The organism is Duganella sp. Dugasp56 (assembly GCF_047304105.1).
Lineage (GTDB): Bacteria > Pseudomonadota > Gammaproteobacteria > Burkholderiales > Burkholderiaceae_D > Rugamonas > Rugamonas hordei.
Genome location: NZ_JBGLYQ010000002.1, coordinates 223,904 through 235,584 on the forward strand (window position 1 = coordinate 223,904; position 11,681 = coordinate 235,584).

12 protein-coding genes are annotated in these 11,681 nt (G+C 64.2%); 4 read left to right on the plus strand and 8 right to left on the minus strand.

Going from position 1 to position 11,681, the window contains the following annotated elements; translation table 11 throughout:
* Window positions 1-3: 3 nt before the first annotated feature.
* The 3 genes from ACCD07_RS02085 to ACCD07_RS02095 form a co-directional block, all read right to left on the minus strand.
* A complete protein-coding gene (locus ACCD07_RS02085; RefSeq protein ID WP_176654283.1) occupies window positions 4-663 on the minus strand; it encodes a response regulator in 660 nt (219 codons plus the stop codon).
* Between the two features lie 58 nt (window positions 664-721).
* Complete coding sequence (locus ACCD07_RS02090; protein ID WP_353404005.1) at window positions 722-2,245, minus strand: DegQ family serine endoprotease; 1,524 nt, start codon at window positions 2,243-2,245, stop codon at window positions 722-724.
* Window positions 2,246-2,383: 138 nt separating this feature from the next.
* Window positions 2,384-2,842 carry an Hsp20 family protein gene (locus ACCD07_RS02095; RefSeq protein WP_176654281.1) on the minus strand — a complete coding sequence of 153 codons (459 nt, stop codon included), beginning with the start codon at window positions 2,840-2,842 and terminating at the stop codon, window positions 2,384-2,386.
* A gap of 252 nt (window positions 2,843-3,094) precedes the next feature.
* On the opposite strand from ACCD07_RS02095, the gene ACCD07_RS02100 reads away from it, so the two are divergent.
* The 3 genes from ACCD07_RS02100 to ACCD07_RS02110 all read left to right on the plus strand — a co-directional run bounded on the left by ACCD07_RS02100 (window position 3,095) and on the right by ACCD07_RS02110 (window position 6,546).
* Complete coding sequence (locus ACCD07_RS02100) at window positions 3,095-4,975, plus strand: M61 family metallopeptidase (RefSeq protein ID WP_413446363.1); 1,881 nt, start codon at window positions 3,095-3,097, stop codon at window positions 4,973-4,975.
* Window positions 4,976-5,047: 72 nt separating this feature from the next.
* A complete protein-coding gene (locus ACCD07_RS02105) occupies window positions 5,048-5,974 on the plus strand; it encodes a sensor domain-containing diguanylate cyclase (RefSeq protein WP_413446364.1) in 927 nt (308 codons plus the stop codon).
* A 224-nt stretch (window positions 5,975-6,198) separates the two neighbouring features.
* Window positions 6,199-6,546: a hypothetical protein gene (locus ACCD07_RS02110; protein WP_176654277.1), complete on the plus strand. Its 348-nt coding sequence runs from the start codon at window positions 6,199-6,201 to the stop codon at window positions 6,544-6,546.
* On the opposite strand, the gene ACCD07_RS02115 is transcribed toward ACCD07_RS02110, so the two are convergent.
* From ACCD07_RS02115 to imuA, 3 genes are read right to left on the minus strand one after another with little or no spacing between them, the layout of a single operon-like run.
* Entirely contained in the window at window positions 6,547-7,302 is a 756-nt protein-coding gene (locus ACCD07_RS02115) for an alpha/beta hydrolase family protein (RefSeq protein WP_413446365.1), read from the minus strand.
* A 51-nt stretch (window positions 7,303-7,353) separates the two neighbouring features.
* Complete coding sequence (locus ACCD07_RS02120) at window positions 7,354-8,832, minus strand: Y-family DNA polymerase (RefSeq protein ID WP_413446366.1); 1,479 nt, start codon at window positions 8,830-8,832, stop codon at window positions 7,354-7,356.
* A complete protein-coding gene (gene imuA, locus ACCD07_RS02125; RefSeq protein WP_353404094.1) occupies window positions 8,762-9,475 on the minus strand; it encodes a translesion DNA synthesis-associated protein ImuA in 714 nt (237 codons plus the stop codon). Before imuA ends, ACCD07_RS02120 begins: the two co-directional genes overlap by 71 nt.
* A gap of 137 nt (window positions 9,476-9,612) precedes the next feature.
* Here imuA and ACCD07_RS02130 point away from each other — a divergent pair, with 137 nt between their 5' ends.
* Window positions 9,613-10,866, plus strand: coding sequence for a putative Na+/H+ antiporter (locus ACCD07_RS02130; protein ID WP_176654274.1), 1,254 nt, complete (start codon window positions 9,613-9,615; stop codon window positions 10,864-10,866).
* On the opposite strand, the gene ACCD07_RS02135 is transcribed toward ACCD07_RS02130, so the two are convergent.
* Window positions 10,849-11,151: an addiction module antidote protein gene (locus ACCD07_RS02135; protein ID WP_176654273.1), complete on the minus strand. Its 303-nt coding sequence runs from the start codon at window positions 11,149-11,151 to the stop codon at window positions 10,849-10,851. The two genes, ACCD07_RS02130 and ACCD07_RS02135, sit on opposite strands and share 18 nt — an antisense overlap.
* A gap of 9 nt (window positions 11,152-11,160) precedes the next feature.
* Window positions 11,161-11,448 (minus strand): type II toxin-antitoxin system RelE/ParE family toxin, encoded by a 288-nt coding sequence (locus ACCD07_RS02140; RefSeq protein WP_413446367.1) that lies wholly within the window; start codon window positions 11,446-11,448, stop codon window positions 11,161-11,163.
* Window positions 11,449-11,681 lie beyond the last annotated feature (233 nt).

Sequence of the window (11,681 nt, forward strand, 5' to 3'; positions counted from 1 at the left end):
CCTTCATAGTTTCGGTACCATGTAGCCCAGGCCGCGCACGTTTTGGATCAGTTCCGCGCCAAGCTTCTTGCGCAGGCCATGGATGTAGACTTCGACCGCGTTGCTGTTGACCTCATCCTTCCAGCTGTACAACTTCTCCTCCAGCTGGTGCCGCGACAGCACGATGCCGGGCCGCGCGATCAGCGCTTCCAGCACCGCCCATTCGCGGGCCGACAGGTTGACCTGCTTGCCGTCGGCGATCACTTCGCGGGTTTGCGGATTGACGCTCACGCCGCCGTGCTCGAAGATCGGCTCGGCGCGGCCGGCCGAACGGCGCAGCAAGGCGCGGATGCGCGCCAGCAGTTCGTCGAGGTCGTAGGGTTTGAGCACGTAGTCGTCGGCGCCGGCGTCGAGGCCGGCGATGCGCTGTTCCTTGGCGTCGCGCGCCGTGGCCACCAGCACCGGGGTCAGCTCCTTGCGCGCGCGCATCGAGCGCAGCACGTCGAGGCCGTCCTTGCGCGGCAGGCCCAGGTCCAGCAGCACCAGGTCGTAGGTCTGGGTCTGCAGCGCGGTGTCGGCCATCGCGCCGTCCTTGACCCAGTCGACGGCGTAGTGCTCTGCCCGCAACAGGTCGAGCACCACTTCGCCGATCATCGTATCGTCTTCCACCAGCAGAAGTCGCATATTGTTTCCTTTCTGTTTTTGTGTCGCGTTCTGCCGGTCCGCGGGCTTGAGCTTAACCTCAGCCCAGACGCACCGGTATGAAGATTTTATCGTCGCCGCGCTGTATCAGCAATGCCACGGACTTGCCGGACTTGTCGACCACCTCGCGCACCTGCTCGACGCTGCTGACAGGACGGCCGTTCACCGACAGCAGCACGTCGCCGGGCTGCACGCCGGCATTGGCCGCCGCGCCGCGCGCATCCTCGATCAGCAAGCCGTTCGGAATACCCGACTGGCGCTTCTCGATGGTTTCCAGCGGCCGCAGCGACAAGCCCAGCTTCAGCTTGGCGCTGGCCTGGTCGGTGCGTTCGCCATCGGCCGCCGCGACCTTGTCGTTGGCGTTGCCCAGCGTGGCGGTCAATTGTACCGGTTTGCCCTGGCGCCAGACTTCCAGCGTTACTTTATCACCTGGCGTGGCCAGGCCCACAATCGCCGGCAAATCGCCGGAACTGATGATCTTCTGGCCGTTCAGCGTGCGGATCACGTCGCCCGGTTTCAGGCCGGCCTTGTCGCCGGGGCTGCCCTTCTCCACGTTCGACACCAGCGCGCCCTCAGGCGTGGCCAGGTTGAAGGAGTCGGCGAAGCCCTGGTTGATCTCCTGCACCGTCACGCCCAGCTTGGCATGGGTGACCTTGCCGGTGGAGACGATCTGGTCCTTGATCTTGCCGGCCACCTCGATCGGTATCGCGAACGACAAGCCCTGGTAGCCACCGGTCTGGCTGTAGATCTGCGAATTGATGCCGACCACCTCGCCGCGGGTGTTGAACAGCGGTCCGCCCGAGTTGCCGGGATTGACGGCGACGTCGGTCTGGATGAACGGCACGTTACCGTCCGGCAGCGAGCGGCCCTTGGCGCTGACCACGCCGGCGGTCACGGTGTTATCGAGGCCGTACGGCGAACCGATCGCCAGCACCCATTCGCCCACTTTCAGGTCGTTGCCCTTGGCCAGCGGCACCACGGGCAGGTTCTTGGCGTCGATCTTCAGCACCGCCACGTCGCTCTTCGGATCGGAACCCAGCACCTTGGCGCGGAACTCGCGGCGGTCGGTCAGCTTGACCACCACTTCGCTGGCGTCGCGCACCACGTGGGCGTTGGTCAGGATGATGCCGTCGGCGCTGATGATGAAGCCCGAACCCAGGCCGTGCGTCGGCACCGAGCGCTGGCCGCCGCGCTGCTGCGGCCCCTGGAAGCGGCGGAAGAATTCATAGAACGGATCGTCTGCAAACGGGTCGCCGCGGCGGGCCTGCTGCGGGCCGTCGTCATCGTCGTAGGCCGTCTTGGTGCTGCCGGTCACGCTGATGTTGACCACGGCGGGACCGTTGTGGGCCACGATGACGCTGAAGTCGGGCAGCGAGATGGCGGGCGCGGGCACAGGGACGGGGGCAGCAGCGGGGGCGGCCTGCGCCGGCGCGGTAGCGGCGGCAACGATGGCAGGGGCGGCGGCAACCGCATTACTTTGTTGAACTGCGACTGCACCTCCCACGCCTATCACGCCCAGGACGGCGACCGCCAGAGCTGCACGTTTGAGAGTAGATTCGGACATAGCTGCACTCCTGAATAATGAGGTTTGTAGATGTATCCAATATGAGGGTAAAAACTTAGACGCTGCTTAACACTTGCTACAGACGTGCAACTGGCCGGATCAACCGGCCAGTCGGGCACTACTTAGCTACAACAGGGCTTACGCGGCCTGGCGCTGCTCCAGGGCGGTGACGTTTTCGCCGCCGTCGATGACGATCTTGCGTGGCTTCAGCGCTTCGGGCACTTCGCGCACCAGTTCGATGTTCAGCATGCCGTTGTCGAAGCTGGCGCCGGTCACCTTGACATGGTTGGCCAGCTGGAAGCGCTGCTCGAAATCGCGGGCGGCGATGCCGCGGTGCAGATAGGTGCGCTCGGTGGCGTCCTTCTGTTTGCGGCCGACGACGTGCAGCGAATCACGCTCGAAGGTGATGTCGATTTCCGAACGGTCGAAACCGGCCAGCGCCATCACGATGCGGTATTTGTCTTCCGACACGAGTTCGATGTTGTAGGGAGGGTAGCTCGGGGTGGAATCGCCGCGCTGGGCGTCGTTCAGCAGTTGTGCCAGACGATCAAAGCCGATGGCGGAACGATACAGTGGAGTCAGGTCAAAAGTACGCATGATGAATATCCTTTTAAAGTTAAGCGATATGGGCGGGGAAGATCCCCCTCGGTGGTCCCCATCTGGGCAACCACTGAGTCCGATATAGGATGGGTTTTCGGTCTTTCAAGGCCTTGAAAAACGACCGCAATATCCCCAGACGGCCACTTTTTTTAAAAATATTTTCGCTGCGGTGCGTCATCTCTTTGCGAGATTTGCAAGTTGCCTGCGTGCTACACTCTTTTTCTTGTCCAACCCTTGCCCACCTTGCCCATGTCCACGACTCGTGTTGCAATCGCCGCCCTGCTGGCTACCGCCTTCAGCGCCCAGGCACAATCGATCTCCGAACAGCCTTACCCAGGCACCATCGTCCTGAAAGTTGACGCGACCAACACCGCGCAACAGATCTTCCGCGTGCGCGAGAGCATCCCCGCCAAGCCGGGCAAGCTGACCTTGCTGTATCCGCAATGGGTGCCGGGCAACCACGGCCCCAGCGGCGCGCTGAACCAGTTCGCCGGCCTGAAGGTCAGCGCCAACGGCAAGCCGCTGGAATGGAAGCGCGACACCGTCAACGTTTACGCCTTCCATATCGACGTGCCCAAGGGCGCATCGACGGTGGACGTGGAATTCCAGTACCTGTCGCCGACCGATGCGCCGCAGGGCCGCACCACGATGACCAACGACATCGTCGGCGTGCAATGGCAGTCGGTGACGCTGTATCCGGCCGGCTACGACAGCCGCCGTATCACCATGCAGCCCAACCTGACCGTGCCGGCCGGCTGGCAGTTCGGCACCGCGCTGGAGACCGCGTCGCGCAACGGCGACGAGGTGGCCTTCAAGCCGCTGGACCTGGAAGCGATGATGGATTCGCCGCTGTTCGCCGGCCGCTACTTCCGCAGCATCGACCTCGATCCGGACGGCAAGATACCGGTGCGGCTGAACGTCGTGGCCGACTCGGCCGAGCAGCTGGAAGCGACGCCGGAACAGATCGCGCCGCACCGCGCCATGGTGCAGCAGGCCTACAAGCTGTTCAACTCGCAGCACTACAAGCACTACGATTTCCTGTTCGCCATCAGCGACGAGTTCGGCGGCATCGGCCGCGAGCATCACCAGTCCAGCGAGAACGGCGTCAAGACCGGCTACTTCACCGAGTGGGCCAAGAACGAGGCGCGGCGCGAACTGCTGCCGCACGAGTTCACCCACTCATGGAACGGCAAGTTCCGCCGTCCGGCCGACCAGAACGTCCCCAACTTCAACACGCCGCTGCAGAACTCGCTGCTGTGGGTGTACGAAGGCCAGACCCAGTACTGGGGCGCGGTGCTGGCCGCCCGCTCCGGCCTGATCAAGCCCGAGCACACGCGCGACCTGCTGGCCGCCACCGCAGCCCGCTACGACAACACCAAGGGCCGCGACTGGCGCGCGATGCAGGACACCACCAACGACCCGATCGTCAACGCCCGCCGTCCGCAGGGCTGGAACAACTGGCAGCGCGCCGAGGATTACTACTCGGAAGGCGAGCTGATCTGGCTGGACGCCGACACGCTGATACGCGAAAAATCCGGCGACAAGCGCTCGCTCAACGACTTCGCCCGCAGCTTCTTCGGCGTCGACGACGGCGTCAACGTGGCCAGGCATTACACCTTCGACGACGTGGTCAAGGCGCTCAACGCCGTGCAGCCGCACGATTGGGCGACTTTCCTGCGCAGCCGCCTCGACGGCCATGGCCCGGGCGCGCCGCTGGACGGCCTGGCCCGCGCCGGCTGGAAACTGGTCTACACGGAAAAGCCGACCGGCTTCCTCAAGGCCCAGGAAGACCTGAGCAAATCGGCCAATTTCCAGTATTCGCTGGGCTTCTCGGTGGGCGCCGAAGGCAAGCTGGAAGCCTTCCAGTGGGACGGCGTCGGTTTCAAGGCCGGCCTGTCGGGCGGCAGCACGCTGGTGGCCGTCAACGGCCGCGCCTACAAGGCCGAACTGCTGCGCGCGGCCGTCACCGCCGCCAAGACCGGCAAGGAACCGATCAACATCCTGGTCAAGAAAGGCAGCCTGTACCAGAACTATGCGCTGGACTACCATGGCGGCCTGAAATATCCGCGGCTGGAACGCATCGCCGATACGCCCGATCGTCTTGAGGCAATTCTGCAACCGCTGAAGTAATTGTGACAGACGGGGAGCCGGTGATCGCGCCCGGTTATCGCGCCGGCTCCCTGTCAGGTCTATACTGGCCCCATGCCAGATCGGACCGACATCCCTCCCCAATCACGCGCCGAACTCGACCAGTTGCGCGAGTCCGACCGCATTTTCCGTGCCCTGCTCGACAACGCTCCCCTCCTGATATCGACCAAGGACTTGCAAGGCAATGTCACGATGGCCAACCGCCGCTTCGAAATCCTCGACGGCTACGACGCCGCCACCTTCGTCGGCAGCAACGTGTTCGACCTGTTCGAGCGCGAGATCGCCGAGCAGCTGTGGCACAACGACCGCAAGGCAGCGCTGGAAAAGCGCGCCATCCACGAGGAAGAATCGGTCTACCATCGCGACAAGACGCTGCACACCTACATGACGGTGAAGTTTCCGCTGCTGGACGACAACGGCGAGGTCTATGCCACCTGCGCCGTTTCGACCGACATCACCGAGACCAAGGTGGCCCGCGACGACAGCGTGACCGATGAGCTGACCGGGCTGAAAAACCGGCGCTATTTCAACATCCGCTTCAGCGAGGAACAAAAGCGCGCGCACCGCGACCAGCGCACGCTGACCTTGCTGCTGATCGACGTCGACCGCTTCAAGGAATACAACGACACCTATGGCCATCCGCAGGGCGACACGGTGCTGAAGGCGGTGGCCGATGCCATGCGCCAGACGCTGCACCGGCCGGGCGATCTGTGCTTCCGCATCGGCGGCGACGAATTCGCCTGCCTGTTCGCCAGCAGCGGCCCGGACGAGAGCGAGGCGCTGGCCGAGCAGATCCGTGCCGACATGGCAGCACGCAGGATTCCCCACCGAGGCAACCCGCCCGGCGGCCACGTCACGCTGTCGCTGGGGCTGGCGTTCATCCCGCCGGACTCCACGCTGGACCAGGGCGATATCTACCAGCAGGCCGACCAGGCGCTGTACCGGGCCAAGCATAAGGGGCGCAACATTATCTCCAGATAGATTATCGTGGCGGCTACTTTGCAAAGAGGGAGGCGCCATGATTACGCTGTACACCTGGACCACGCCCAACGGCGGCGGCGACCGAGAAGATGCGGTCGGTGTTGGGCAACCAGCTGGAGAGCCTGCACAACGTCCAGCGCTGGCTGGCCCTGGTGGGCGCCCGCCCCGCCGTGCAGCGCGGCATGGCCTTGCCCAAGGTCGGCTGACGGGTGTATGCTGAGCACATGAACAAAGACACCGACATCCAACTCAGCGGCCCCTTCAAGGCCTCCGACGGCTCCGGCCGTGCCCACGACGCCAAGGCGATCCGTATCTTCGACGAAGGGTATGGCGCGATCGACGTGTATGTGGACTTTTCCGGTTCGATCAGCGGCCTGCACAAGGACAAATCGCTGATCGACGCCGTGGTCGCGCAGCTGCGCACCGTCGGCTACAAGGGCCCGGCCCTGACCGCCGGCGATTCCGTGCTGCAGGAAAGCAAACTGCTGGTGCTCGAAGCGCCGGACGAATTCAACACCTTCGCCGCCGGCAAGGGCTGGAAAGACCTGGCCGAAGAATTCGACGACGAGTAGTCACAGATAGCGGTCGCTCCAGGCCGCGATCAAATTCGCCACGTACACCGCATCGCCGCGCTCGGTCAGCAGATGGTCTGCGCTGTCGAGCGAGATGAAGCTTTTCGGATGCTTTGCGGCGGTAAAAATCTCCATCGCGTTGCTGATACCCACCGTGGTATCGCCCGGCGCGTGCATCACCAGCAAGGCCCGCTTCAGGGCCGCGATCTTCACTTTCAAATTATGTTCGCCCGCATCCTCGACGAATTGTTGCTTGATGCGGAAAGGCCTGCCCGCCAGTTGCACATGGGCCTCGCCCTCGCGCGCGATCTGGTCCAGGTGCTGGCTGAACAAACCGGTGACATGCGACGGATCGCTGGGCGCGGCCACCGTCACCACCGCCTTCACTTCCGGCACCTGCGCGGCCGCCGCCAGCACCGCCGCGCCGCCGAGGCTGTGGCCGATCAGCAGGCGCGGCGCCGCATAGGTGGTGCGCAGGAAATCGGCCGCCGCCACCAGGTCCGCCAGGTTGGAAGAAAAATTGGTGTTGGCGAACTCGCCCTCGCTGGCGCCCAGGCCGGTGAAATCGAAGCGCAGCACGGCAAAGCCATGCTCGGTCAGCGCCTGCGCGATGCGGCTGGCGGCAAACACATCCTTGCCACAGGTGAAGCAGTGCGCGAACAAGGCGTAGGCCTTGACCTCGCCATCCGGCGCGTCGAGACGGGCCGCCAGCTTCTGGCCATCGGCGCCGAGGAATTCCTGTCGTTGTGATTGCATGGTTCCTCCCGCTTGAGATGGGGAAAATATAGCACGGAAAATATAACAGGCTCAGCCGAACAACCCGTGCAGATACCAGCGCGCCGACGTCTCGCCGTCGTCGCCGCTGCGCTCACGGTACAGCCAGTAGTGGGCATGATCCGCCCCTTCGGCCATGAAGTAGTCGCGCGTCTGCATGGCTCCCCACCAGCCCGCTTCGATGCGTTCGCCGGTGGAGACGATCTTCAGCGGCGAGCCGTAGTAAGGCCGGTGATCGCGCATCAACAGGGCGATCGGCTTGGCCAGCAGCCATGCCGGACGCGGCAGGCTCGGCATGTCCGGCGGCAATTGCGCGCGGGCGTAGTCGGGACGGATTTTTTCCTGCACGCTGACCCAGGCATTGGCTTGCTCGGGCCGGTAGTCGGCGCGCGGCGCCGCCTGCAGCACGTTGTCCGGCCCCAGCCGAGCTGTCAGCAATTCCAGCAGGCGCTGCCAGTCTTCCTTGCTGCCGCCCGACTCGGGAAACAGCGAATCGCTGGGCGGCGCCATCGGTTGCACTTGCGGCGCTTCCAGGCACAGGCCGATCACCGGCGCGTCCAGCGTCTGCTTGGCCAGGCGCTCCTTCAGCAGGCGCACCAGATGTTCGTCGCGCCAGGTCGGCTCGGCCAGCACGATCTCGATCAAGGTCGGCGGCCGCGCCACCTTGCCGCGCTCGTGTTCCAGCAGCAGGTGGATGCGCTCGACCGCCAGTTGATGCGCACTGAGCCAGCCGGTCAGCTGCTGCAGCAGGCGGTGCGCGCCGAACAGCAGCGCTTCGGCGTTTTCCACGCGGTCGAACAATTCCAGCTTGGCGCGGAAGCTGGCCGGCGCCGCGATCCAGCGATGCATCTCGGCGCGCTCGCCATGGGCGTCGTCCAGCATGTCCAGCAAGGCCCGGCCGCAGCGGCGCTGCAAGCCTGGACGCGGTAGGCGGCGCATGTCACCCAGCGTCATGCACCCTATGCCTTCGAGCCAGCTCAGGTAGGGCCGAGCCGGTGGCAACAGGCTGCTGGGCAAGCGGTCCATGCGCCGCACTAACGCCTCCATCGTCAAGGCGCGCCCGGCATGGCTGCGCGCCAGCAGCCATGCGCCGCGCGCGGTCGGCGCGCAGCTGATCACGGCTGTAAATCCCAAGGTGCGCAGGCTGGCAGCCACCTGCCGGCACAACGCGCGGATGCCGCCAAACAGGCGCAGGCTGGCGCCCACGTCCAGCAGCAGCGTATCCTCCTCAGCCTGCGCCAGCTGCGGCGTAAATTGCAACAGCGCCATCGACACCGCGTGTAGCGCTTCCAGTTCCAGCTGCGGCGCGCGCTGCTGGAACTGCGATTGCGGCGCCAGCATCAGCGCGCCGCCGCGCCGCATGCCGACGTCGATGCCGGCCTCCCGCGCCGCATCCGACATCGCCACCACCCGCTCCTGCTCCAGCACCACGGTGCAATGGTCAGCCGACCAGCGCGGGCAGAATATCTCGAGCGGGAGCCGTGGCAGGTGTAGTCCGATCCAGAGGCGCATGACGTTGTAGCAAAGAAGGCGTTAAAGGTAAAAACAATGGCGTGTCGCGCTGCGGTCCTCGTCGCTTGACGAAGCCGATATCGATGCCGCCCGCCGCCGGCTTCAGCGACAGGCGCAGCGGCGCCGGCGACGCATCCTGGGCGGCCGTCAGCGGCCGCAGCATGCAGAACAGCGTGTCCCCGCTTTGCGCCGCCAGGTGCAGCCGCCGCAGCGTTTCGCCGCGCGCATGGTTTTGCCACATCAGCAGCGCGCCGCAACAGCCGCTGCGCAGCACTTGTTCAGCGGCCCACAAGGCATCGCCGCTCTTGGCGCCGCTGCGTATCCAGATCAGCTGCGACGGTTCCAGCCCCAGCGCGGCCAGCGCCAGCGCCTGCGGCGCGTGCGGCGGCTGCAGCAGCACCACCGGCCGCTTGCCCAGGCCGAGCAGCGCCGGCCGCAGCAAGCGCAGCTCGCCGATGCCGTGCTGCTGCACCAGCAAGTCGATCAGCACGCCCAGCGGCCAGCCGCCGCCCGGCAACTGCGTCGACAGCGCGGCAAAGCCGGTGTCGACGCAGCGGGTGGCGCTGTGCGCCAGTTGCGAGGCCAGCCATAGCGATGGATGGACTGCTTCGGGTGCAGCAATGGCGGAGGCGGATCGGGTCATCATTTTAACGCAAATACTGTATAAATACACAGTACTATTCGAAGCGGATTTTGGCAAGGCTTATCTGATTCGTGCATGCCGTTTGCCGCATTGTTTGCTGTACCATGTGGCTGAGGAAATTAATAAAAGGACATACTTTGCAAACCATACAACTGGTGGGCGCGATCCTGTTCGGACTGGCGCTGCTGCACACTTTTGCAGCCAAATCCTTCGAGGTGCTGTCGCACCGCCATCCGAAACACGCGGGCCTGTTCCACCTGCTGGGCGAAGTCGAGGTGGTGTTCGGCTTCTGGGCCTTCATCCTGATCATCGCGATGGCTTTGCTGAGCGGCGGCGACGCCGCCATCCACTACGCCGAATCGCGCCAGTACACCGAGCCTCTGTTCGTGTTCACGGTGATGGTGGTGGCCGCATCGCGGCCGGTGCTGGACATCGTCGAACGCATGCTGCTGGTGCTGGCCAGGCTGATGCCGATGCGGACCGAACTGGCGCTGGTGTGGTTCGGCCTGGCGCTGGTGCCGCTGACCGGTTCGCTGATCACCGAGCCGGCCGCGATGACCTTGGCCGCGCTGATGCTGGCGCCGCTGATCTTCCGCGAAGGCATGCCGGAATGGTTGAAGTACGGCGCTCTGGGCGTGCTGTTCGTCAACGTCTCGATCGGTGGCACGCTGACCGCCTACGCTGCGCCGCCCGTGCTGATGGTGGCCACCACCTGGCAATGGGACAGCGCGTTCATGGCGACGCATTTCGGCTGGAAGGCGGCCATCGCCGTGCTGATCAACGCGACCGCGGTCAGCTTCATGCTGCGCAAGCATTTGCGCGCGCCGGCGCCGGCCGCCGGTGAGACCGCCGACGCGCCGGCCGTGCCGCTGATGGTCACCGCGATCCATCTGGTGTTCCTGGCCGCCGTGGTCGTGCTGGGCCACCATCCGGTACTGTTCCTCGGCATCTTCATGCTGTTCCTCGGCTTCACGCAGGCTTACCAGCGTTACCAGAATCCGCTGATCGTCAAGGAAGGCCTGCTGGTCGGCTTCTTCCTGGCCGGGCTGGTGGTGCTGGGCGGCATGCAGCAATGGTGGTTGCAGCCGATCGTCGAAAGCCTGCCGCCGGTGGCCTTGTTCTTCAGCGCGCTGGGACTGACGGCGATCACCGACAACGCCGCCCTCACCTACTTGGGTTCGCTGATCAGCGGCATCTCGGCGCAATCGCAATACATGCTGGTAGCGGGCGCGGTGGCCGGCGGCGGCCTGACGGTGATCGCCAACGCCCCGAATCCGGCCGGCGTCTCGCTGCTGCGCCGCGGCTTCCAGGACGAATCAATAGGCGCTATCGGCCTGCTGCTCGGCGCTATCGCCCCGACAGCGGTGGCGGCATTAGCTTTCCTGCTGTAGCACCTCGACGTGGAATTTCAATCCAAGCGCACGCGTGACTTTCAGTATTGTCGCGAAGCTTGGATTGCCGTCCGCAGAGAGGGCTTTATATAAGCTTTCGCGTCCCATTCCGGTATCGTTGGCAAGCTGTGTCATCCCGTGCGCGCGGGCGATATTGCCTAATGCCTTGGCAATAAAGGCGACATCGTCCCCAGCTTCCTCAAGGCAAGCGTCAAAATACAGGGCGATATCTTCTTTGGTCTGAAGGTGTTCCGCACTATCCCATTTTGTCAACTTAAGCACCACGATATCTCCCTACAGTTGCCGCGCCAGTGCCTGCGCAGTTTTGATGTCCTTGGCTTGGGATGATTTATCTCCGCCAGCCAACAAGATGATCATTGTTGTACCTCGAAGCGCGTAATACACGCGATATCCCGGGCCATAATCGATGCGCATCTCGGAGACACCGTTGCCAACAGATTTATGATCGCCGAAATTGCCATCCTCCGCTCGATCAATGCGTACCTGTATGCAAGCCCGTGCCCGGCGATCTTTCAGCCGGCTAAACCAGGAGCTGAAAAGCTCAGTTTGAAGGATGTCCATGCGCCTGAAACTTCAATTCGATTGTATTCCATGGGATACATCAAAACAAGCGCGATGTTATCCCATCAATCGAGATCAGACTGAGCGAACAGAGACTTTACTGATACGCATCATGCGATAAACCCGGGGTGGGGGGGGGGGGGGTTTTGTGGGTGAAGGAGGTCCTGGAGGCGAGGCGGCCGGGGGGGGGGGGGGGGTTGGGGGGCGGGGCCGCGGGGGGTGGGGGGGGGGGG